General features: G+C 38.3%; 18 protein-coding genes. 14 read left to right on the plus strand and 4 right to left on the minus strand.

Going from position 1 to position 24,937, the window contains the following annotated elements; genetic code table 11:
* Window positions 1-568 precede the first annotated feature (568 nt).
* The 4 genes from KI659_RS16800 to KI659_RS16815 all read right to left on the minus strand — a co-directional run bounded on the left by KI659_RS16800 (window position 569) and on the right by KI659_RS16815 (window position 7,496).
* A complete protein-coding gene (locus tag KI659_RS16800; protein ID WP_213946541.1) occupies window positions 569-1,672 on the minus strand; it encodes a DegT/DnrJ/EryC1/StrS family aminotransferase in 1,104 nt (367 codons plus the stop codon).
* 451 nt (window positions 1,673-2,123) lie between these two features.
* On the minus strand, window positions 2,124-3,800 hold the full coding sequence (locus KI659_RS16805; protein ID WP_213946542.1) for a capsule assembly Wzi family protein: 1,677 nt from the start codon (window positions 3,798-3,800) through the stop codon (window positions 2,124-2,126).
* A gap of 1,170 nt (window positions 3,801-4,970) precedes the next feature.
* The gene (locus tag KI659_RS16810; protein WP_213946543.1) at window positions 4,971-6,695 is read right to left on the minus strand and encodes a capsule assembly Wzi family protein; all 1,725 of its coding nucleotides are present in this window, start codon (window positions 6,693-6,695) and stop codon (window positions 4,971-4,973) included.
* A gap of 153 nt (window positions 6,696-6,848) precedes the next feature.
* The gene (locus KI659_RS16815) at window positions 6,849-7,496 is read right to left on the minus strand and encodes a hypothetical protein (RefSeq protein WP_213946544.1); all 648 of its coding nucleotides are present in this window, start codon (window positions 7,494-7,496) and stop codon (window positions 6,849-6,851) included.
* A 1,148-nt stretch (window positions 7,497-8,644) separates the two neighbouring features.
* Here KI659_RS16815 and KI659_RS16820 point away from each other — a divergent pair.
* The 14 genes from KI659_RS16820 (at window position 8,645) to KI659_RS16885 (ending at window position 24,934) form a co-directional block, all read left to right on the plus strand.
* Window positions 8,645-11,275 (plus strand): SLBB domain-containing protein, encoded by a 2,631-nt coding sequence (locus KI659_RS16820; protein WP_213946545.1) that lies wholly within the window; start codon window positions 8,645-8,647, stop codon window positions 11,273-11,275.
* 5 nt (window positions 11,276-11,280) lie between these two features.
* Entirely contained in the window at window positions 11,281-12,354 is a 1,074-nt protein-coding gene (locus tag KI659_RS16825; RefSeq protein WP_213946546.1) for a Wzz/FepE/Etk N-terminal domain-containing protein, read from the plus strand.
* A complete protein-coding gene (locus KI659_RS16830; RefSeq protein WP_213946547.1) occupies window positions 12,314-13,444 on the plus strand; it encodes a DegT/DnrJ/EryC1/StrS family aminotransferase in 1,131 nt (376 codons plus the stop codon). The genes KI659_RS16825 and KI659_RS16830 overlap by 41 nt, the downstream gene beginning before the upstream one ends.
* Complete coding sequence (locus tag KI659_RS16835) at window positions 13,437-14,009, plus strand: acyltransferase (protein ID WP_213946548.1); 573 nt, start codon at window positions 13,437-13,439, stop codon at window positions 14,007-14,009. Before KI659_RS16830 ends, KI659_RS16835 begins: the two co-directional genes overlap by 8 nt.
* Window position 14,010: 1 nt before the next feature.
* On the plus strand, window positions 14,011-14,979 hold the full coding sequence (locus KI659_RS16840; RefSeq protein ID WP_213946549.1) for a Gfo/Idh/MocA family protein: 969 nt from the start codon (window positions 14,011-14,013) through the stop codon (window positions 14,977-14,979).
* 3 nt (window positions 14,980-14,982) lie between these two features.
* Window positions 14,983-15,687, plus strand: a complete 705-nt coding sequence (locus KI659_RS18695; RefSeq protein WP_213946550.1) for a GNAT family N-acetyltransferase — start codon at window positions 14,983-14,985, stop codon at window positions 15,685-15,687.
* A complete protein-coding gene (gene rffA, locus KI659_RS16850; RefSeq protein ID WP_213946581.1) occupies window positions 15,684-16,829 on the plus strand; it encodes a dTDP-4-amino-4,6-dideoxygalactose transaminase in 1,146 nt (381 codons plus the stop codon). Before KI659_RS18695 ends, rffA begins: the two co-directional genes overlap by 4 nt.
* Window positions 16,819-17,943 (plus strand): TDP-N-acetylfucosamine:lipid II N-acetylfucosaminyltransferase, encoded by a 1,125-nt coding sequence (locus tag KI659_RS16855; protein WP_213946551.1) that lies wholly within the window; start codon window positions 16,819-16,821, stop codon window positions 17,941-17,943. The genes rffA and KI659_RS16855 overlap by 11 nt, the downstream gene beginning before the upstream one ends.
* A gap of 5 nt (window positions 17,944-17,948) precedes the next feature.
* Window positions 17,949-19,382 (plus strand): oligosaccharide flippase family protein, encoded by a 1,434-nt coding sequence (locus tag KI659_RS16860; protein WP_213946552.1) that lies wholly within the window; start codon window positions 17,949-17,951, stop codon window positions 19,380-19,382.
* Window positions 19,379-20,530, plus strand: coding sequence for a glycosyltransferase (locus KI659_RS16865; RefSeq protein ID WP_213946553.1), 1,152 nt, complete (start codon window positions 19,379-19,381; stop codon window positions 20,528-20,530). The genes KI659_RS16860 and KI659_RS16865 overlap by 4 nt, the downstream gene beginning before the upstream one ends.
* A gap of 257 nt (window positions 20,531-20,787) precedes the next feature.
* A complete protein-coding gene (locus tag KI659_RS16870) occupies window positions 20,788-21,696 on the plus strand; it encodes a hypothetical protein (RefSeq protein WP_213946554.1) in 909 nt (302 codons plus the stop codon).
* The gene (locus tag KI659_RS16875; protein ID WP_213946555.1) at window positions 21,689-22,756 is read left to right on the plus strand and encodes a glycosyltransferase family protein; all 1,068 of its coding nucleotides are present in this window, start codon (window positions 21,689-21,691) and stop codon (window positions 22,754-22,756) included. The genes KI659_RS16870 and KI659_RS16875 overlap by 8 nt, the downstream gene beginning before the upstream one ends.
* 7 nt (window positions 22,757-22,763) lie before the next feature.
* Complete coding sequence (gene wecB / locus KI659_RS16880; RefSeq protein ID WP_246535453.1) at window positions 22,764-23,843, plus strand: non-hydrolyzing UDP-N-acetylglucosamine 2-epimerase; 1,080 nt, start codon at window positions 22,764-22,766, stop codon at window positions 23,841-23,843.
* Window positions 23,840-24,934, plus strand: a complete 1,095-nt coding sequence (locus tag KI659_RS16885; protein WP_213946556.1) for a glycosyltransferase — start codon at window positions 23,840-23,842, stop codon at window positions 24,932-24,934. Before wecB ends, KI659_RS16885 begins: the two co-directional genes overlap by 4 nt.
* The last annotated feature ends 3 nt before the right edge of the window (window positions 24,935-24,937 follow it).

The raw sequence follows: 24,937 nt of genomic DNA on the forward strand, positions 1-24,937 counted from the left end.
GAAAAAAAAATTTGCTTTGGGTCCCTTGGCGTCTTTGCGGTTAGATTTTCTTAGAAAGAAACACAGATTACTCGGATTACACAGAGCCTGGACGCGGAAGAAATGGGGTCACTCACGAAGCTAATTCCCCCTTTAATAAAATTGGAAACAAAGGTACAGAGAGAATAAAAGGTTCACCGCAAAGTTTTTGAAGAATCGCAAAGAAAAAAAATTTGCTTTGCACCCCTTGGTGTCTTTGCGGTTAGATTTTCTTAGAAAGAAACACAAATTACTCGGATTACACAGAGCCTGGACGCGGAAGAAATGGGGTCACTCACGAAGCTAATTCCCCCTTTAATAAAATTGGAAACAAAGGTACAGAGAGAATAAAAGGTTCACCGCAAAGTTTTTGAAGAATCGCAAAGAAAAAAAATTTGCTTTGCACCCCTTGGTGTCTTTGCGGTTAGATTTTCTCAGAAAAAAACACAGATTACTCGGATTACACAGAGCCTGGACGCGGAAGAAATGGGTGGAGATTGGCAAGCTTCATCCTTAATCCCTTAAACGGTACCGCAGGTACATTCAACCTTTAAATCAACTTCTTTACGCCAGAAATGACCATTTCGATCTCCTCTTTGGTCAACTCCGGATGCAAAGGTAAACTAAGGGCCTGCTGGTGAATTTTCTCCGTGATGGGTAAACTGATATGCTTGTACTCACTCAATGCAGGCTGCCAATGCGGAGGGGTGGGGTAGTGGATGGCGGTTTCGATGCCTTTGTCCAGCAATAATCTTCTCAACCTGTCTCTTTCCGGATGGAGCACCACAAACAAATGCCAAACATGCGTCTGGGGTTGGGAAGGTAGACTTTGGACAGTTAAGGGGGTAGGAGACAAATGCTTGATATAAGTGGTGGCAATTTCCCTCCTCTTTTGGTTGGCCTTGTCCAGATCTGCTAGTTTGAGCGACAAAAAAGCGGCCTGCAGTTCATCCATTCGGCTGTTGTAGCCTTTATAAACGTGTACATTTTTCTCAGGACTCCCATAATTGGCCAATGCTCTTATAGTGGAGGCCAGCTTTTTATCATTTGTGGCAACAGCTCCTGCATCACCTAGGGCACCGAGGTTTTTGGTAGGGTAAAAACTGAAGGCCGCAGCATCCCCCAAGGCCCCCGTTTTTGTGCCTTCCCATTCAGCGCCTATGGCCTGGGCATTGTCCTCGATGATCTTCAAACCATACTTGGTTTTGAGCTGCTCTATCTCAGGACCCCAACAAGCCTGCCCATAAAGGTGCACAACCATGATGGCCTTGGTTCGTGCCGTGATATGTCCTTCCAGCTTCTCCAAATCCAGGTTGAAAGTCAGGGGATGGGGTTCAGCCAACACGGGTTTAAGGCCATTGGATGTGATGGCTAGTATGGTGGCAATGTAGGTGTTGGCCGGCACGATGATCTCATCGCCTTCCTGCAACTGTCCCAATTCTATATAACCTTTCAAAATCAGCCTTAATGCATCCAGCCCATTTCCAACGCCAATGGCGTATGAAGAACCGATATAGGCTGAGAGTTCTTTTTCGAATTTATGCGTAGACTCTCCCTGCAGATAATTCTCTGATCCAATTATCCGTGCGGCCACCTCTGCCATTTGATTGGCATAGGGCTGGTTGACTTTTTGGAGATCGAGGAATTTGATCATGGTTTAATGGTTGATGGGATTAACGGATTAAGGAGCTTCGCCACGGGTTGGTTGCCAGCAGGGGCTTTTTGGGCTTCTGAGCTCACTTTTCTGCCATTCCCTGTTTTTAATTCCTCATCCCTTTGCGCCAATCTTTTACTTAGTGCACATTGTGGCCCCATTTCACTCCGAGTCGAGGCCGGTGCGCCCGTGGCGCCTTTTTCTGCTGTGCCGCAGCGTGAATCCTTTCTTGCCGCGAAGAGGTCTTTGTGCCCTTCTTTTAAACTTGGTGGCCTTAGCGACCATTTAATTACGTATCCAGACCTCTCGATTCCGCTTCGCTTCACTACAAATGACGAATAAAAGTTCTCGCAGCGATCGCAGCGATTTTCGCAGCGCCGCCGCGAGAAATCATATCGTCGTAGTATTGGGTGTGTTTGCAAAACAAAGTGCCTTGAGGTGACGGGTGGGGTTATTTAAATATATAAGCCACTCCCACGTTCGCTACGAAGTTCTTTCTGTCCAATCCGGGGGTCATGTAGAAGTCGGGGTCGTTTTCGAGGTACCATTTGTAGTTCAGGGTATTCACGTATTGGAACCTGGAGGAAAGCAATACATTCCCAAACCTCCAGTCGGCCACCAGGGAAGGTACGATGTCCACATATTTTCTCCTGAAGTCCTTGATGATCTCAAAGCGCTTGTAGTAAAAGTCATTGTTATAAGTGATATGCTCTAACTGGAAGCCTATGCGGTTGAAGTTTTTGATCCAGCTCAACTCACCAAAGAAGGTGTTGGATCCGGTGCCGTTGCCTGCGCCGAGCACCTGCCCATGATGCGTATAGCCGTGGCGCACATGGGGGTGGATATACCAGCTGTTCATTTCGCGGATGCCCCGGCGAACCGTCTGCCCGGTGAGGGTCATTTCCATGTGGACCTGCAGAAACTGGTCTTTTTTGCTCAGGGGGTGCAGGTTGACAAACCCCAAGGTAAATGCCCTTCCCTCATCCGGATTGACGATAAATTCTCTTAACCTTTTGCTGTTCCCATTGCTGCCGTATTCCCCATAGAATTCAAAATGGCCTTCAGGCATCATCCAGCGGAAGAAACCCGTGCTCATCTGCTGGCGGCGGTCTACCGCAGGGCTGCTTACTGATCTTGCTCTTTTGTCGCCATTGAATATAGGGAGGAAGTCGCCAAACCTGTCCATATCATTCCAGTACATCTGTGACACGCTGCTGTACCCCAAGGAGAGGCCTTTCACCCATTTGGGCTGGTAGGACAGGATAATGCCTGCCAGATATCTCCATTCATCATCCCGCTTGGGGTGATAGAGCATCTGGTATCGTTCTGAAAGCAAATGATTAGGTGGCAGAAAGCCTGATGACTCCAATCGCCCTGCTATAACTTGCCCTTCAAAAGAACCAATGTTGGTTTCGATGGGCTTGCGGGTGTTGAGGGTCAGGTGGAGAAAACCCGGTGCATTGTTGCTCATCATCAGGGAGTGCCTTTTGGAAGGCCCCCACCAGAGGCTTTCGGAAGAAATCCCGATGGATAGATGTTCCATATTGAACCTCAAGCTCGATTGGCCAAGGAAGAACATTGTGTAAGGCCCGTTGCCGTAGCGCTCGGGCTGGTCGATCATGTTGAGGAAATCATAGTATTCCTGCCAAGTGCTGCCCCAGTGTTCTTCCGGAAAGCCCTGGTACTCCCTGTTTTGGGCATGGATCAGATCAGGCTGTACCTGCAGGCTGAACCTTCCATATTCCGCATATATTCCTACGGTGGCATGCGTTTGCAGGCCTCGATTGGGAATCATTGGGCCATCATTGTTGCCAAAAGCATAATTGGAATTGAACTGGCTGCGAACCACCGCCGGCATCATGATCATCCGGCCTTTTGTGCCAAGGGGTTTGTGGTATTCGGACTCGGTGGAGGTAAAGGTGGAGTCCAGGTCCACGGCATTTTCAAATCCAAAGGCCTGCCTTGGGTACAGGGGCCTGATATTGAAAGACACGCTTGGATCAAGGTTGCCCAACAGCTGCTGCCTCCTCATATATTCCTCCATGAGCGGGGTGCCCATGGGGGTGGTTTGGCTCCAGCTTACTATTGGGAGTAGTCCGAATAAAAATAGGTATAGTAATTTTTTCATAATCTATCTAGTTGTACTAAGTACTAGGTACAAAGTACTATGTGTTTCTTGCATCCAGCCTTATTCTGGTTTCAGCCTGTTTACGCATCCGTTTATTATGCCTTCGGCATGTTTATGGGTTAAGGTTTAAAACTGAAGGTTGCCAAATTTGAATTAAGAATTGATAATTAGGAATTAAGAATGAACTGGAGCCACCCCATTCCTCATTCCCCATTCCCCATTCCTCATTTTCAATTCTCAATTTCCCATTCTTCATTGTGCTACTTCGTGACCAATTTGAATTAAGAATTGATAATTAGGAATTAAGAATGAACTGGAGCAATCCCATTCCTCAATCCCCATTCCCCATTCCTCATTTTCAATTCTCAATTTCCCATTTTTCATTGTGCTACTTCGTGACTAATTTGAATTAAGAATTAATAATTAAGAATTAAGAATGAACTGGAGCAACCTCATTCCTCATTCCTCATTTTTAATTCTCCATTTCCCATTCTTCATTGTGCTACTTCGTGACCAATTTGAATGAAGAATTGATAATTAGGAATTAAGAATGAACTGGAGCCATCCCATTCCTCAGTCCCCAGTCTCCATTCCTCATTTTCATTTCACAATTCCCCATTCCTCAGTGCCCCTTTCTCATTGTGCTACTTCGTGACTAAATTGAATTAAGAATTAATAATTAAGTATTAAGAATGAACTGGAGCCATCCCATTCCTCAGTCCCCAGTCTCCATTCCTCATTTTCATTTCACAATTCCCCATTCCTCATTTCCCATTTCTCATTGTGCTACTTCGTGACCATTTTAATTAAGAATTGATAATTAGGAATTAAGAATGAAATGGAGCAACCCCATTCCCCATTCCCCATTCTCCATTCCTCATTTTCATTTCACAATTCCCCATTCCTCAGTGCCCCTTTCTCATTGTGCTACTTCGTGACCATTTTAATTAAGAATTGATAATTAGGAATTAAGAATGAACTGGAGCCATCCCATTCCTCAGTCCCCAGTCTCCATTCCTCATTTTCAATTCACAAGTCCCCATTCCTCATTTCCCATTCTTCATTGTGCTACTTCGTGACTAATTTGAATTAAGAATTAATAATTAAGAATTAAGAATGAAATGAAGGAACCCCATTCCCCATTCCTAATTCCTCATTTTCAATTCCCACCTAAAACACATACGCCGCTCGTATCGTGCTTTGGAAGTTGATCACGTCCATGCCTTTCGGGAACTCGGCGGTGCTGCTGGGGTCGAGCCTCCATTGGTAATTCAGCGAATTGATGAAAAACCACTGCGAGCTCACGAACAGGCGGCCAAACTGCCAATCAGCCAACAAGCCCAGATTCAGATCCACCCAGCGACCATTCTGGGTGGCGTCATTGAAGTTCTTTACATATATATCCTGATGCCTGTTTAACCTATCCAGGCGAACTCCTAATTTTCTATTTCCGCTGATCCACGCAGTTTCAAGGGTTTGAATATTGCTGCTGGGGCCAATACCTGGGCCTACCATCTGTCCAAAATGAGTGAATCCATGTCGTACAGGGGAATGTCCTGCCCAGTTACTCCCTCCCCCAGTGGTATTTGGGTATCTAGCCAAAATATTGATAGACTCTTGTTGCTGAAGCATTTCGCCCCGAACTTGGATTAAGTTTCCTGATTCAAGATTAAATAACTTGGTAAAACCCATTAAATAGGCTCTAGCATGCTCAGGGTTTGAGACAAATTCCCTCCAGTCATAAGCATGATCCCTGCGGCCATATTCAAAATAAACTTCTGTTTTAGCTTTAGGGATGGCATATCGCAAGAAAACTGAAGCTTTCTGGTCTCTTCCATCAGCATCCATATCAAATCCTGCTTCCACTTTTTGAAATGGGTTTATTACTGGAAAATAGTCCGCAAAAGAATCACCTCTAAATGAATCATATTGTTGGAAAACTCTGGTACCACCTAATGTTAAGCCTGATATCCATTTTGGTTGGTAGGTAAGTAAAATTGCATTAACATACCGCCAATCGTTAACAAGACTATGCATAAATCTTTGGGAAAGTCCAGACCCTTCAAGTCTTCCTATAACTATTTGACCTTCAAAGGATCCAATGAATGTTTTTGCCGGTTTTCGGGTATTTAAAGTTAAATGTTGAAAACCGAAAGCGTTGTTGGTAAACATTAGGCTGTTAAACTGTCCTGGTCCCCACCAGATGTTTTCATTGGAAGCTCCAATTGAAAAAGCTCCGGCATTTAAACGGATGCTACTTTGTCCTAATAGAAAAGTAGAGTAAGAATTTTCTCCCCGCCTTTCAAGGTATTCAGTATAAACACTTTTTGATCCTCGTAGATCATAAGGCCTATTCTGCGCCCAAATATGCTCCGGCTGAAATTGTATGCTTAGTGGGCCCACTTCGGCATAAGCCCCAACACTGCTGTAAGACTGAAAACCACGGTTGACTACCATGGGGCCATTGACCTGGGGGTAGGGATGGTGGGTGTTGAACTCTATGGCTTGGTGGAAGGGAAGTAACTGCACCCGGCCTCTTTCTTTCCAGAAGCGGTATTGCATTTTGCTCTTTGGCAGGGTGTCATCACTGACCAAATTCCCGACCTGATAGGTGTCGGAGTAGGAGGTGAGCTGCCTGGGGTTTAAGGGGCGGAGGGTAAACGAGACGGTGGAGTCCAGTTCACCTAATAATTGGGCCCTTCGTAAACTCTCTTCCAAGACAGGGAAGCCTACGGGGAGGGTTTGGGCTTGGAGAGAAAGCGGAAAAATGATGAAAATAAAAAGGTTCACCCACCACGGCGGGCAGGCAGAGTTTCGCAGAGTTCTCTTCACAGAGTTTCTCAGAGTCCCTCTTCGCGGAGAAATTTCTGCTTTATATGTTTTGTTTTTTTTCATTTATTAATGATAAAATACCTTTACGTTAGCACTGAAAGAGGTTGCCACAGGTAATTATTTCTTGAAATGTAAGACATCTTTAGAATGTTGTCTCAGGAATTACGTTGCGGCCTTTGCGTTTTTTTACTTTGCGCCGCCGCGAGAAATTTTTTACTACCTTATATTCAGTACACTTACTTCGATTTTATTCACCGACCAGCTCTCATCACACCTTTGGTCCTCGGCGTTCCACTGGACCAGTTCGTCCAGGCAGGAGATGGTGAGGGTGCTGTTGTTGTGGGAGATGAGTTTGCTGATGCGGTAATGGCTGGTCCAATTGGGAATGCCCGCATATTGGCACCTGCCCGGCAGATTGCCTCTTACCGCCCCGGTTTTGGGGACAAACTGTCTCACGTAATTCTCAGGATAGGATTGATAAAGGCAATAAGCGCTTTCGCAAGGGGAATTGGAAAAGGTGGTGTTCAACACCTCCTGTTCATCCAAAAACATCCTCCAGATATCAGGTCCGCCCGGATCCTGGGAATTCCCATCCCAGGAATCGTGCAAATATAAATCAATCGTGACTCTAACCATATTATGGGAGGGCAGATTTCTCAATTTAACGCTGAAGCCCTCATTGTTGAAAAACCCCAATACCGAATCCCCATTATAAAAGTCTATGCCCCGTTGGGTGATAAATTCTTCAAGATTGCCTGTGGTAAAGTCGTTTGAATAAATGGTCTGTTCTTCCAATAACTCTTGCTGGCAGGAGAAAAATGCCGTTATAAGCAGGCCGAAGGCCAAAAACTTGAGTGATTTCATTTTGATTCAGGTACTTAGATAAATAATACCGACAAATATAGGAATAATTAGGTATTACGTGTGGGTAAAAAGGGATTTAACCACGGGGGGGCCACTAAGGCGCGAAGACACAAAGTTTTTTGGGAAGAGGGGTTTTGGCCACAAATGGATTGGCCACTAAGGCGCGGAGACGCAAAGTTTTTAGGGAAGAGGGATTTTGCCACTAAGGCGCGAGGGCGCTAAGTTTAGCCAGAAGTGGATTTGCCACTAAGTCGCGAAGACGCAAAGATTGATAAACTGGTTCTTAGCGCCTTTGGGTCTTCGTGGCTAACAAACTTTCAGCAAATTTTTCTTAGCGCCTCTGGGTCTTTGTGGCTAACTCACTTTCAATTAATTTTTCTTAGCGCCTTTGGGTCTTTGTGGCTAAAGGGTTGGGTTTCCTTCAAACGGCTTTTTTCAGTATATGAAGATGCTAAATGCTAAGCTGATAAGCAATTAGCTGTGAGCCAGTTTCTCAGGTATGCAAATAAACCGCTTCAAACCTGCATTTTAGGATATCTATGCTTAAATTTGCAGGAATTTTACTGCGCAACCACTCCCCGATACTACTTTTTAGCTTGAACCGTTAACCTTGCTAGGGCAGCCCCCCGCTGTGACCGACGGGGCGAAGCTGTGTGATGACGTGAACAATTGGCCACAAAGGGCACCAAGTTTAAAAAGAAGTCGCACAAAGCTTCTTCGCGGAAAGAAATTGGCCACCAAGGGCACAAAGTTTAAAAAGAAGGGCACTAAGTCCTCTTCGCGGATTTAAATAGGTCACCAACCTGCCTGCCGGCAAAGGCAGGGTCGCACAAAGTTTAAAAAGAAGTTTCACAAAGTTGATTCCTTTCATTAATTCTAGCCTTTTTCTCAGAGACCTCTGCGCCTCCCGATACGCTCCGCTACTCGGGACAAGTTCTGCGGTTAATTTGGACGTAAGTGATAAGGCAATTTAGAAATAGTTAATAAAACTAAAGTATTAACATCCTTTGCGATTTCTTTCTTTTCTTTGCGGTTGGTTTTATAATAGGTCCGTACAGGTAGCTTAATCGTCAAACTTGGCGGGATAGGCTTTAAGTAACAGGTAAATAACTACAGAAATCCATTTCTGTTTTCTCTATAAATAGTAAATGAAACAATTATCATTATTCCTCTTATTCTTTTTAGTAAGTGTAATTGCCTATGCCCAGTCCTTACAGGATATTCAAAACGTCAAAGTAGATAACCTTTCCGATGCGCAGATAGAGCAGCTCATCAAGAGGGCAGAGCAGCAGGGCATCAGCGAGCAGCAGATCCCTCAAATGGCCCAAGAACGCGGCATGCCTCCGCAGGAAGTTAGTAAACTCCGCCAAAGAATTCAGGAATTGAGATCCGGTAGAAGAGGGGATCAAGCCCAGCAACAACGGGGTGATAGGAGAATGCAAGGCCGAGACAGTAGAACAGTGGAAGGGGAAGTAGATGAGTTGGAGGCCATATTTGACTCGCTCCGCCGCTCAGACCCTTATTATGACCTCACCCCCAAGCAGAAAAAGATTTTCGGCTACACCTTGTTTCATAACAGGGAATTGACATTCAACCCCAGCATGAACATCCCCACACCGCAAAATTACACCATAGGAGCGGGGGATCAGCTTTTAATTGATGTGTATGGGGCATCCCAACAGGAATATGATTTAACTGTCAATCCAGAAGGAAGGGTTTTTATTCCCAATGTAGGACCGGTTCAGGTGGGTGGGCTTTCCGTGGAGGCAGCCACTTCCAGGTTGACAAATTCCTTATCCAATATATATAGTGGACTGAGGGGATCAAACCCCAATACTTTCCTACAAATCAGGTTGGGTAACATCCGCACCATTAAAGTCTCCATGGTAGGTGAACTCAGAAAGCCGGGTACTTATACCTTGCCCTCATTTGCCTCTGTATTTAATGGCCTTTTTGCAGCTGGTGGGCCTAATGAGAATGGTTCATTCAGGCATGTGCAGGTTTATAGAGACAGTAAGATGATCGGTGAAGTGGATATCTATGACTTCTTGGTAAGAGGCGGACAGGATTCCAACATAATGTTGCGGGACAATGATGTAGTTATTGTGCAACCAGTGCGCAGACGAGTAGAAATTGACGGTCCGGTCCGTAGACCTGGACTTTTTGAAATAAAGCCTGATGAATCACTGGAAGACCTAATTGAGTTTGCAGGAGGCTTTTCGGATAGGGCGTTTCAAAATAGGGTGACTGTAAGAAGATCGACTGGATCCGAAATGCAAGTGGATGATATAGGATCGGATTTTTATGCCACCTTCACTCCCCGTGACGGTGATGTTTATAAAGTGGGTGAGATTCTGGAAAGGTACGAAAATAGGGTTCAGGTTTCTGGAGCCGTGTTCCGCCCGGGAGAGTTTGCATTGACTGAAGGCCTTACCCTTAAAGACCTGATCGAGAAGGCTGGGGGCTTGAGAGGCGATGCTTTCACTAACAGAGCCACACTATATAGAACTAAGGAAAACTTTAGACAGGAGATCCTGTCAATTGACCTGGAGCATGTAATGGATGGATCGATCGGTGATGTTACCTTAAGAAGAGAGGATATTTTAAATGTGGCCTCAATCTACGACATCAAGGAAGAATATTATGTGCAGGTATCTGGAGAGGTAAACCGAACAGGTGTTTATCAATACGCAGATAATATGACGGTGGGTGACTTGGTGGTTAAATCCAGAGGGTTCAAAGAGTCAGCCACCAATTCTTTTATTGAGATCGCCAGAAGAGTAAAAAATGATCCTACTGGAAAGATTGCTGAAATCATTACCATTGAAATTGATAAAGATTTAAATGTAAGACCAGAGGACGCCGGAATTACCTTGGAGCCTTTTGATCATGTCTTCATTAGAAAAAGCCCGGGCTTCCAAAGGGAGAAAGTAGTAAAAGTAGAAGGAGAAGTTTTATATCCTGGGGATTTTGCATTGGGTAAAACGGATGAGCGTATATCGGATGTGTTGAAAAGAGCAGGGGGAATGAATCAGTTTGCCTATCCTAAAGGGGCCACATTGATTCGTAGGACAGAGTTTTATAAAACATTGGAAGAAGAGGAACGCAAACTGAAAAATCTTCAATCCTTATTGGACCACATTGATAGAGGAGACAATGTGGACAATTCTGAAACCGAGATGGAATTGCTTAAGAGACTTGAAAAGCGCGTCGAGGTTCTTAGAGAAGAGAGGGATAAAAGAAGAGAAGAAGAAAAAGATGCCAATCTTGGATTTATTGAGGACAGGTATGCTGCTTTGGACGGAGCGGACACGAGCTCTGTGAAACTTACTATAAGAGAAACCGAATTGGTAGGAATTGAGCTTGAGAAAATCATTCAGAACCCGAGATCAAAGTATGATCTAATTCTTCAGGAGGGAGACGTGTTGAGCATCCCTAAAGAACTTCAAACGGTTAGAATGAGGGGAGAGGTGCTATACCCGACTACTGCTAGGTATGATAATAACAGAAGCTTTAGAAACTACATTTCGAGGGCGGGGGGGTACACTGAAAGCTCAAGGAGATCTCGGGCCTATGTTGTATATGCCAATGGGGATGTTCAGCGGACTAGGTCATTTTTGGGATTAAAGTTCTATCCTAATATTGAACCTGGGGCAGAGATAATTGTACCGGAGAAACCTGAGAGGCCACCCATGCCTCCTCAGGCATGGGTGGCAATCGGAACGGGACTAGCCACAATGGCTTTGGTAGTAACCCAAGTCTTAAATAACTTAAATTAATTAAGATGGAACTTTCTCTAAAAGAAATAATATCTCGCTTAATTAGTAATAAATGGGTAGTTATTAATACTGTTGCGATATTTTTTATTATATCAATAATAATCAATGCATTTACGGGTAAGGAATATACTGCCAGTTCGAAAATACTGATTGAAAGTGCAACAGATTCAAGAGGTTTAATGAATCAATTGGGAAATATTCCGGGGTTAAATCTAGGAGGGTTAAATTCGCACGATAATATGCTGTCATCACAGGTATATCCCGAAATACTAAGCTCCAATGATTTTTCATTATATATACTAGACTCCAAAATACTTGTTGGAGCTGATAGTATTTTTGTAAGAGAATATATTCATGAGGTTTATAAACCAAGTACGATCCAAACTATAAAAAAATATACAATTGGTATACCTTCTTTACTTAGAAAGTCATCTACGAACCATGAAAGGGGAAGCAGGGTTGAAAACAATATAACCTATCTTAATTCTTTGGATAGTCGTTATACAAGCTGGTTAAGGTCGAGGGTTTCTATAGATATGGACAGAGGCACTCAAATAACAACTGTATCGGTAGAATCACCAGATGCATCTATTTCTGCTCAGATAGTTCAAAAATCAATACAGTATTTGAAAGAATATTTAGATGCTTATCAAACCCAGAAAGAGGTAAGAAATTTAGAATTTGTAGAAGAGCGGAAAGAGGAAGCCAGAAAAAATTACTTGCAAGCTCAGCATGACTTGGCTAGTTTTAGAGATCGAAATAGAAATGTTCTTTCAGAGGTTTCAAAAATAAGAGAGGAAGTTTTAGTACAAGAATTTAATTTAACCAATAGGATCTACTCCTTACTTGCAGAACAAACTGAGCAGGCCAAAATTAAATCGAAAGAGCGGGGAGTTTTATTTAAGGTGCTTGAAAGAGTTCAACTGCCTGCACCTCAAACAAAACCAAAATCTGTTATATTAACAATGATTTTTGTGCTTACAGGGTTTATAATTGCTGTTATCTATATTTTATTTCCGTTAATATTTAATGAGTTTTATGAAAAAGATCCAAATGGTAGATCTAAAGTCACAGTATGAGAAAATCAGGGACGAGGTAAATGATGCAATCCAGGAAGTTATAGATCAAACGGCCTTTATTAATGGCCCTCAAGTGAAGGACTTTGCAAAAGAACTAGCGGAGTTTAATCAAGTCAAGCATGTGATTCCCTGCGCAAATGGGACTGATGCGCTTCAGATAGCTATGATGGCGTTAGGTTTTCAACCTGGTGAAGAAGTTATTGTCCCAACATTTACTTATGTGGCAACCGTGGAGGTGATAGCTCTGCTTGGGCTAAAGCCTGTTTTTATTGATGTCACTCCTGATACTTTTGAACTGCGGGTAGATCAATTAGAAAGCAGTCTTACCTCTAAAACCGTCGGAATCGTGCCAGTTCATTTATATGGTCAATGTTCTAATATGGAAGCAATTTTAGAATTTGCCAGTAAACACGGTTTGAAGGTTATAGAAGATACTGCTCAAGCCATTGGAGCAGATTATACTTTTTCAGATGGAAGAGTGGCAAAAGCGGGTACGATGGGTGATGTGGGGACCACCTCTTTTTTCCCTTCCAAAAACCTTGGTTGTTTTGGGGATGGAGGAGCTATGTTTACCAACGACGATGAATTAGCTGGTAGACTTCAAATGATTGCCAATCATGGACAGAAGAAAAAATATTACCATGATAGTATTGGGGTAAATTCTAGGTTGGATACGCTTCAGGCAGGAATTCTCCGAGTTAAGTTGAAACACCTCAACCGTTATTCGAAGTCTAGAAATGAGGTGGCTGACAAGTATGATAAAGCTTTTTCAAACCTTCCTCATATTCAGACACCAGTAAGGGCTAAAAATTCAACCCATGTATTTCATCAGTACACGATTCAGGTAAATAATGGAAAACGTGATGAGCTTAAAGCTTATCTGCAGGAGAAAGGCGTGCCGTCAATGGTTTATTACCCTGTTCCCTTGCACCAACAGACTGCCTATTTGGAATTTGGCTACAAGTTAGGAGATTTTCCAATCGCTGAGGAATTATGTAGCAAAGTTCTCTCTTTGCCCATTCATACAGAAATGAAAGGGGAAGAGCAAGATTATATTATTAACGCCTTAAAATCTTTTTTTGATGAATAATTATTTTGCCCATGAGACGGCAGTGATTGATGAAGGTTGTCGTATAGGAGAAGGTACAAAGATTTGGCACTTTACGCATATTATGTCCAATTGTAAGATTGGCAAGAATTGTAATTTTGGTCAAAATGTGGTTGTTTCGCCTGAAGTTGAGCTAGGGAATAATGTTAAAGTTCAGAATAACGTATCTATATACACTGGCGTAACTTGTGAAGATGATGTATTTTTAGGTCCGTCTATGGTTTTTACCAACGTTACCAATCCAAGAAGTGCTGTCAATCGCAGGTCTGAATATTCCAGAACACATGTAGGAAAAGGAGCAACAATCGGAGCCAATGCAACTATTGTATGTGGGCATGATATCGGACCGTATGCTTTTATTGGTGCTGGAGCTGTAATAACTAAGACCGTACCTGCTTATGCATTAATGGTAGGTAATCCAGCTAAGCAAATTGGTTGGATGAGTGAGTATGGACACAGGCTTGAATTTGATCAGCAAGGAGTAGCTTTCTGTAAGGAAAGCCAAGAAAAATATATATTAGAAAATAATCAGGTAAGAAAAGCATAACATGAAAAACTTTGCCCTAATAGGAGCTGCAGGATATATAGCTCCAAGACATATGAAAGCTATTAAGGATACAGGAAATAACCTTTTAGCAGCTTATGATAAATTCGATAGCGTTGGAGTAATAGATGGACATTTCCCTGAAGCTGATTTTTTCACTGAATTTGAAAGGTTTGACCGTCATGTTGAAAAACTTAAAAGGAGTGATAAAAAAATAGATTATGTAAGTATTTGTTCTCCAAATTATTTACATGATTCCCATATACGTTTTGGCCTTAGAGTTGGAGCCGATGTCATTTGTGAAAAGCCCTTGGTCTTGAACCCTTGGAATATCGATGCTTTACAAGAAGTAGAAAAGGAGCATGGTAAGCGGGTTTTTAATATTTTACAATTGAGGCTACACCCATCTATTATTGCTTTGAAAAAGAAGATTGATGAAGGACCCTCTGATAAAATTTACGATATAGATTTAGCATATATAACCTCAAGAGGTCATTGGTATTATACATCATGGAAGGGTGATGTTACTAAATCTGGTGGAATAGCAACTAATATTGGAGTGCATTTTTATGATATGCTCACTTGGATTTTTGGAGGAATCAAGGAAAATGTGGTCCATGTTCACACTCATGACCGGGCTGCGGGTTATTTCCAACTTGAGAAGGCTAGAGTAAGATGGTTTTTGAGTATTAATTCCGATACTTTACCAGATGCTGTCAAAGCTAGAGGTGGTAGAACTTTTAGATCACTTACCATGGAAGGAGAGGAAATTGAATTTAGTGATGGATTCACAGAGCTTCATACGCATAGCTACGAACATATTTTGGATGGTCAAGGATTTGGATTGGAGGAAGCTAGGAACTCTATCGAAATTGTTCATGATATTAGGCACAAAGAACCCGTTGGCCTGATAGGCGAATATCATCCTTTAGCTAAAGGAGAATTAACCAACCACCCCTTTGATTTTAAGTAAAAAGTGAAGCCTACTATTCAAAGATTAGATTGGGATTCTGATTTTTTAGGATTAACTGTTGGAAAACTTATTCTTAGGAGAATGGAAAGTCTTTCTGACTCAGATTTCTTGAAAAAGTCATCTAATTTTGATTTAATTTATATATTTTCAGAGGATAGACTAGATGATTCATTAATTACATTAGTTGATCGAAAAGTTGTACTTGTAAGAGAGAATAATAAAAAAGATTCGAACTGTGATATTCCTTTAGTTAAAATCAGATTATTTGATCCAATTACTGATAATTTTGAAAAGTTATTAAAACTAGGGTTACAGAGTGGCTTGTATTCAAGATTTAATAAGGATCCAAATTTCCAAGATGGAGTATATAATAAATTATATACTCTTTGGATTGAAAAGCTCGTAAGCGATAGTAATTCTCAAGTTTGGGTTATTAATTATAATTCCGATATGGTAGGCTTCATTGGGTTTTCTGTTATTGACCAGCAGTATGCAGATATAATTTTGGTTGGAATTGATGAAAATTTCCGGGGCCAAGGGTATGGGAATAAGCTCTTGAATTATGTGCTCTCAAAAATTTCTTATTTAGGGATTAATAAAGTTCAAGTAACCACCCAGTTGGATAATTTTCCAGCAATGGGTCTTTATCAACGCAATGATTTTAAAATTAAAAACATTACAAACATTTATCATTTTTGGAAAAAATAATTCCCTTCAATAAACCGTATCTGACAGGTAAAGAGATACATTATATTTACGATGCAGTTAATACTGGTAAACTGTCAGGTAATGGAAAATATACTCAAAAATGTCAACAATTTTTCGAGAAAGCATATGGTTTCAAAAAATGCTTACTAACAACATCCTGCACTGATGCATTAGAAATGGCTGCTATTTTAATAAATATCCAGCCGGGCGATGAGATAATAATGCCATCTTATACATTTGTTTCTACAGCGAATGCTTTTGTATTGCGAGGGGCAAAGATAGTTTTTGCTGATAGTAGATCAGATCATCCTGGGATGGATGAGTCGAGTATTGAGAGTTTAATTACTAACAAGACCAAAGCAATTGTGCCAGTCCATTACGCTGGAGTTGCTTGCGATATGGGCAAGATTATGGAAGTTGCTGATAAGTATGGATTGTTTGTTATAGAAGATGCTGCCCAGGCGATTGACAGTTATTATATTGGAAAAAATGGTAAGCGAAGGGCTTTAGGCACAATAGGTCATTTTGGAACTTTTTCTTTTCATGAAACCAAAAATATTATTTCAGGTGAAGGGGGAATGTTGGCCATAAATGATGAGAAATTTATTAAGAGGGCAGAAATTATCTGGGAAAAAGGGACTGATAGAGCCGCATTTTTTCGTGGTGAAGTAGATAAATATGGTTGGGTTGATGTTGGGTCTTCTTTTTTACCATCAGAACTTATATCGGCATTCCTTTATGCCCAACTAGAAAATTTACAAAATATTCAAGAAAAAAGGTTAAGCTTATGGAATAGGTATTATGAGGCTTTATCTGAGTTTTCTAAGGCTAATGGGATTCACTTACAATCACTTCCCTCCTTTGGTAGTAATAATGCACATATGTTTTATATGGTTTGTAAAGATGAAGGTCAAAGAGAAAAAATAATTAGAAGTTTAAAGGATAATCAAATTTTAGCAGTATTTCATTATTTGAGTTTACATGCAAGTAAATTTTATATTGAAAAGCATGATGGTCGTAATCTTCCTTTAGCTGATATGTTTTCGGAGAGACTAATAAGGCTTCCTCTTTATTATGAGTTGGAGTTTTTTCAAATAGATCAAATTGTTAAGATTATCGAAGAAAGTTTAATTGTCGACTAAATCGTATAAAAATTTAATTTTTCTACCTGATTCTCCATATTCAAACTGGATAATAGATAGAAGTGAAAAATTACCCTTTGATGGTAATTTGTATGTATGCTGTGAACCAAAACAGGAAAAAATTAACCATCCAATATGCAATCATTTTCCATTTAATTCCGAAAGTTTTAAAAGTAATATCGGTAAGATTTCGGATTATGAAAGAGTAATCATTCATTACCATAAAAGTTATTTAGGATACTTTATAAATAAACATAGAAACACTAATACTAAAATTATTTGGGTATTATGGAGTGGAGATTTATACGTTTCCGGTTTTTTTGGAGGTAATATTTATCAAGAAATCACAAAAACAATAATAAATAAACCAGCTACATCTTTATATTGGAAGTTTAGAGAATACATTAAGTCAGTCCTAGGTAAACCTAACTATTGGGATTATAAAGAATCTTTTAAAAAAATTGAATATATAGCAACACCCTTTGATTTAGATTTTGATCTAGCATGTATTACCTTTAAGCAGAGGTATAAGCGTGTGGATTTTAAATTTCTTTCTGTGGATGAGCTTTTTGATAAATCAGAGCATGTTAGCATAAAATCTTTAGGGAATAAAATACTGGTTGGGCATACTGGATCTCCAGAAAATAACCACATTGATCTTTTTCAAAAGCTTATTTCCCTTAACCTCACCAATACACTTTTATGCCCATTATCATATGGTAATGAACAGTATATAAGTAAAGTTATTTCCGAAGGTAAAATGCTTTTCAATAATCAATTTGAAATTATTAAAGACTTTATGCCGAGGAAGGATTATTATAAAAAGTTAGATGAAGTAGGTTTTGCTATATTTAATACAAATATTCATCAAGGATTTGGTAACATACTAGGATTGATTTATAAGGGTGTAAAGGTGTTTTTGAATAGAGAGAATTCAATCTATATACAATTGAAGAGGTGGGATATAATTGTGTTCGATATTGATGAATTTAATAGTGAAAGTTTTTTAGTGCCCCTAAAATTAGAGGAAATAAAGCAAAATAGAGCCTTAATCTTATCTTTATTTAACGATAGGGTTGTGAATGATTGTTATTACAACCTTTATTCTTTATAATTTTAATGCTTAAGTCTCTTTTAAAGGATAGTTTAATTTATACTATTCCATCAATTTTATCACGGGGTTTAGCTTTTTTTTTATTTCCATTATATACTCAAGTATTAACTCCTACTGAATATGGAGGGTTTGATCTGTTGACTTATTTTGGAAATTTAGTAAATTTGACTGTTGCTTTAGAAGTTGGCCAGGCAGTTGGTAGGTTTTATACTGAGGAAAAAGATATAAGGAAAAAGAAATTGATTGCTTCGACAGCATTTTGGTTTTCTTTATTAAGTTATTCTTTATTTTTTGTATTAGCACTGATCTTTGCTGATTTTATTACTGTGCTTTTACTGGATGATGTTCAATGGTCTAACCTATTTCAAACTTATACTATTTACATATGTCTATATGGATTATTCGGACTGCTCCAAAATCAATTTCGGTGGGAATTTCGAAGTAAGGATTATGCTGTAATTAGTATGGTGGTTACAATTGTCTCAGCATTTATATCTATCTATTTAGCATATTTCAAAGGCTGGGGTATTAGGGGGATCTATTTGGGGCTGATTATAGGGAGTCTTTTAGGTTGTATAATTGGAATATATAAATTAAGGGAAACTATTGTTTTTGACTTTGCCTTTAATGTTTTGAAGCCGATGCTAAGGTTCTCTATTCCCTTAATTCCTTCAAGTATTGCGGTATTTTTAAGTGTTTATATTGATAGGTTTATGATTAATCATTATCTTACATTAACTGATGTTGGGCTATATGGAATTGGATACCGTTTGGCTAGTATTGTTGGGCTAGTTATGGTGGGCTTTAAAGGTGCTATAACTCCATTAATTTATTCTAATTATAATAAAACAGAAACTCCTGGTGAAATTTCTAGAATTTTCCGTTATTTTATTTCTGTAGGAATAATAATGTTTTTGTTTTTAAGTGTTTTTTCGAAAGAGCTTCTTTTAATTTTGACCACGCCAGAATTTGCATTTGGTGCTCAAGTCGTTGTCTTTTTAGTTCCTGCCATATTTTTCGCTAATATGTATATGTTTACTCCTGGTATGGCAATAAGAAAGAAAACCGCATATTTTATTTACCTAAATATTTTTGGAGCCTTATTAAATGTTGGTCTTAACTATTTCCTTATTCCCATTTTTGGTATTTCTGGGGCCGCTATCTCAACCTTCTTAGGATATGCTGTAACTTTTGGTTTGTATATGGCAGTTAGTCAGAAGCTATATTTTGTACCCCATAACTTTGCTAAGCTTATATTAAGTTTTGTTGCTGTATTTATCATTGGCTATCTCGGCTATTATTTAAATTTAAATTTAATTCAAAAATTAGGAGTATTTATATCTGGCATGTCTATTATCATAATTGGGGGATTAGTAGAGTTTAAAGAAATAAAGCTTATAAGTTCAAAAGTAGTAGAGAAGTATAAAGCCATTATATGAAAAAGAAAATCTTAATAGTGTCCAATAGTCCACTACATAATGGTCCAAGATATATCAGAGAAATTGATTGTTTGAAAGATACTTTTGAGTTGGTAGCAATTGGATCAACTAAACCCCATGATTCCACCGTTAAATTTATTCATAGTGATCTTATTGATTATAAATTATTTGAAAAGGTTATTAATAAAATTTCGGCCTTAATTTTTGGTAGACATTTAATTAGGAAGTTTTGGACTACGAAATTGAAAATTGATAAAATAATAAAAGAAAATTCTCCTGATATTGTATTAATTCATACTCCTAAATTTATACCATATTTTATTGATTCGAGTAAAAAGTTTAAACTTATTTTTAATGCTCATGAATATCACCCTAAGCAGTTTGATGATGACGAGAAGTGGAGGGGTATTTATGGTGAATTTTATAACAAGATTTATCAGGATTATTTAAATAATTTCTCTTTAGTGATTAATGTTAATCAGGTTATAGCTGATAAGTGTAAGGAAGTATATGGTATAGACTCTCTTGTGATTCCTAATGCGACAAAGTATTATTCTGCAGATCATAATAATAAGAGGATCACCGACGTCAAGAAGTTTATACATCATGGAGTGCCTAATCCAAATAGGAAAATTGAACTTATGGTTGAGACGTTTAGGGGCCTAGATGATAGATATGAGCTTTATTTGATGCTTCTTCCAAATTCTTCTCCCTATTTTGTAAAATTAGAGGAATTAATTAAAAAGATTAAAAATGTCCATCTAATTAAACCAGTAGCTTATTCAGAAATAGTAGAATATATTAGTTCTTTCGATTATGCTATTTATTCTCTGCCACCCACCAACTTTAATACTATGAATGCCCTACCGAATAAGTTTTTTGAATTTATTCAGGCAAGGCTTCCAATGGTAATTGGGCCTTCGCCGGTAATGTCTAAATTAGTTAATCAATATGGGATAGGTGTGGTTTCAGAAACTTTTGAGCCCAAAGATCTCTCCAAAGCTATTCTAAAGTTAGAAAGTGAAAATTATAATTTGTTTAAGCAAAATTTAGAAATAGCCGCCAAAGATTTATCTAAAGAAAAGTTTGATCATGTCTTGTTGGAATCTATTCAAAATATAGCATATACTGAGACTATAAAAGATTAAGTATGCGGATTGCTATAATTCTTCTTTGTCTGATAATTCCAATCAGGTTCTTTGAAGTGTATCATTTATTAATTATTTCAATACTTTCTCTGTATATCCTATTTAACAAACAATTTATTGTATCAGATTTTTTAAAAATTATCCTAAGCTTAATAGTATATCTTTGGTTATGTAATTTTTTAAGGTCTTTGTATCTTTTTAGCTTTAGTTTACGTGATTATATTGAAGTAATTAGATTCTTTCCTTTAACTTTAATTTTGATAGCTGGGGTACGGTTCAAAATTAACGAATTAGCGACTATATTTTTTATATATCTAATTATTGATGTACTTGTAAGTTTTTCTCAATTTCTGCATCTAGGCCCAGGTAGTTTTTTTGCTAATATTTATGGCTCTGCCGCTCACATTGAGCGATCACTTGGGTTAAGTTCCCGCGCAATGGGCCTTAGTAGTGGTCCTGGTCAACACGGTTCAATTTTGGCTTTATTTTATGTTTTTTTTCTTTACCTGTTGATTTATACTGATGTAAATAAATTCCGTAATATTTTCAGTGTGTTTCTTGCTTTAATAGGAATTTTACTTGCGCAATCCCAAACTTCATTTATTGCGATAACTCTTGGTACTATTTTCATTATTTTTTACTCTATAGTCAATGGAACTGTGAAGGAACGTCGAACAAGTTTAGTAGTTTTTATTTTGTTATTATTTGGTGCATCTTCGATATTTATAATTTTTTTAGATGAATTACGGTATTTGTATTCATTGATTGAGTTAGGTCTGGAAAGAAATTCTTATCAAGTTAGGGTTGGAAGAACGACCTATGTTTGGTCATTGGCAACCTCTACCCCCTTATTATTACTAATTGGTTATGGTAAAGATTTCTTTGGGACTTTATCTGGTGCTATGGATAATGAGTATTTGTATATTTTTTTTATTTATGGATTTTTCGTTGGGATATTATTTGTATTGGCGATAATTATATTTGTTATAAAAGTGCTCTGGCAAAGATCCCAGTACCCGAAGCATTATCTTATGATAGTTTTTACCTTTCTTATTGGCTTAGTAATTGCTTTTCCCACAGCATTTTTTACTGATCCGAGATTAATAATTCTTATGACTTCCTATTTTCTCATTGATGAGGCTAAATCCATTCAACAAAATGTCTAGGTTAATTTTCCATGTTCCTTTTTCCATAGATACTAAAAGATTCTCAGCCAGTCAGATTAGACCTCTAAAAATGATTGAGGCGTTTAAAGACATTGGTTACGAAGTATTTTTAATTTCGGGGTCTCAAAAGGAAAGAAATCTATTATTAAGAGAATTGGAAGGTGAAATTAATAAGGGAGTTAAATTTGATTTTTTTTATTCTGAGTCTTCTACTATGCCTCAAATGCTAACGGATAAAAGTCACATCCCTACCTTCCCTTTATTAGAGTATAAAATATTTAGATTAGTTAAAAAAAATAGTATTCCAATAGGTTTGTTTTATAGGGATATGCACTGGAAATTTGATCAATATAGGAACGAAACTGGTTTTTTTAAAAGGAGTATGGCTATATTTTTTTATAAGCTTGATTTAGTTTTCTATAATTATTTCGTAGATGTTATTTTTCTCCCTAGTTTATTAATGAAAAGCTATCTACCAGGATATTTGCATAATAAAAAGATTGAGGCCCTTCCTCCAGGACACTCAATTATATATTCTGAGGAGAGAACGCTTTCAGAACCAATTAAGTGCATGTATGTTGGAGGAATAAAACCTCCATTATATGATCTTCAAATGTTTTCGTCTTTCAAGTACCCCCTTAATATAGTTTGTAGAATTGATGAGTGGGAGATTATGAAAGATATATATAAATGGGATGAGAATGAAAATATCAATTTATATCATTCTTCGGGGCTTGAATTAAATAATATCTATAAAAATAATGATATCTTCTTATTAATTTGGAAACCCAATTTATATTTGAGTTTTGCAATGCCAATGAAAATTTTTGAGGCTATAGGGAATCATATTCCCATTATTACAAATGAAGGAACCCTTGTTTCCCAATTCGTAAAAGATAATGGTATAGGTTGGGTAATTAAAAGTGCTGATGAGTTACCTGTTTTATTAAAAGAGATTAAGCTTACATATAGTGATAAAATCAAAAATCTTAAATCTATCTCAAAATTGCATCATTGGTCTAATAGAGCAGAAAAAGTAAAAAATTGTCTTAAAAATTGAATATATTATGATTAAAATTCTTACTGTTATAGGCGCTAGGCCCCAGTTTATTAAAGCATCCGCTGTATCTCGAGCCATACAAAATGTGGAAGGCATTGAGGAAGTAATTATTCATACAGGGCAGCACTTTGATGATAAAATGAGTCAGATTTTCTTTGATGAGTTATCCATACCGGTGCCTAAATATAATCTTGATATACATGGTCTTAAACACGGATCAATGACTGGAAGAATGCTCGAGGGAATAGAGGAGATTATTTTACAGGAGAAACCTAACTACCTTTTGGTTTATGGTGACACGAATTCCACATTGGCAGGAGCCTTAGCAGCTTCCAAACTTCATATTAAAGTTATTCATATAGAAGCTGGATTAAGGTCATTCAATATGAACATGCCTGAGGAGATTAATAGGATTCTCACTGATCGTGTAAGCAGCTTGCTTTTTTGCCCTACTGAAACAGCGATGAAAAATCTTCAAAATGAAGGGTATGATCATCTTGACCTAAAGACTTTCAATGTGGGTGACGTTATGTATGATACTACTCTATATTTTAGTCAATTGGTTAATTGGGGTTCTCCAATCTTAGAAAGATACAAGAATCAACCTTTTGTTCTTTGTACCCTTCATCGAGCCGAAAATACAGACAATCTTGATAGGTTACGTAATATTATTAAAGGGTTAAATGAAATATCGAAGTCAGTTAATATTCTTGTTCCACTTCACCCTAGAACACGGAATATAATTAAAGAACTCAATATTGAAATTAATTTTGAGATTATCGAACCTGTTGGCTATTTGGACATGCTAGGTCTAATTCAAAATAGTAGATTAGTGATGACTGATAGTGGAGGACTTCAAAAAGAAGCCTTTTTCTTGGAGAAATACTGCCTTACCATGAGAGATGAAACTGAATGGGTTGAACTTGTCAATAATGGATATAATTTTCTGATAGGCGCCAATGAAGAATTGATGTTGAAAATGTTCAATGAGGTATTTGACAAAAAATTGACTGATGGGAAACCTCTTTATGGGGATGGTCAAGCGGCTGAAAAAATAGTAACCCTGATTCAGGAGTATGCTTCATGAAAATTTTGATTTTAAGTGATCCTTTTTCTGTACACACTGTTAAGTGGGTAAACTCTCTTTCGAAACTTGGTCATGATATATATCTTTTTGGTTTAGGATCGGGGAACCCCGTAATTAATCACAAAGTTACTCAATTAAATTTTGGTGAAGAAGCCAGTAGGAATGGGCTGTTTAAGAAAATTGGGTATTTTAAAGCTTTACCTTTTTTAAAAGAGAAAGTAAAGGAAATTCAACCGGATATAGTCCATTCACATTTCGCTACTAGTTATGGAGCCTTGGGAATGTTACTTAATCATAATAGGTTTCTTATATCTATTTGGGGGAGTGACGTTTTTGATTTTCCGAAAAAGTCTTTCTTGCATAAATTTTATCTTAAAAAGGTATTAGCTTCAGCTTGTAGAATTTTTTCTACGAGTGAAACTATGAAGCTCGAGGGGAAAAAATATACGGAAAAAGACATTTTTGTTACCCCTTTTGGAGTAGATCAAAGCCAATTTAGGCCTGCGTTTGTTTCTTCCAAAGATTATAGCAAAAAACAAGTAAGTTTGGGAGTTATAAAAGCACTTGAAGACAAATATGGCATTGATATCTTAATTGAATCTTTTGCTCAAGTAATCAAGCAGATTTCAGTTGACCTATCTTTACATATTGTAGGAAAAGGGAGTAGAATGGATGATTTGATAGAATTGACCCAAAAACTTGGTTTAACGAAGAGAGTAAAATTCTATGGTCAAGTCTCTCAAGAGGAGGTTATTTCATTACACAATGATTTCGATTTGGAAATTTTCCCTTCCATTTTGGATAGTGAAAGCTTTGGCGTATCTGTAGTAGAAGCAATGGCCTGTGGGACGCCCGTGATCGTATCAGATGTTAGCGGGTTTAAAGAAGTAATCAATTATGGAGAATGTGGGCTGATTGTAAAGAGGGGTGATGTGAATGCATTAGCAATAGGCATATTAAAGTTGATCGAAAATAAGCCATTGAGGGAGGAATATATTTCCAAAGGCCTTAATAGAGTTCAACAGTATTATAATTGGGAATCCAATGTTGATTTGATGGTTAAGCATTACGAAGAAGTGTTAGCAAGCTAAATT

Source organism: Litoribacter ruber (assembly GCF_018449405.1).
GTDB lineage: Bacteria > Bacteroidota > Bacteroidia > Cytophagales > Cyclobacteriaceae > Litoribacter > Litoribacter ruber.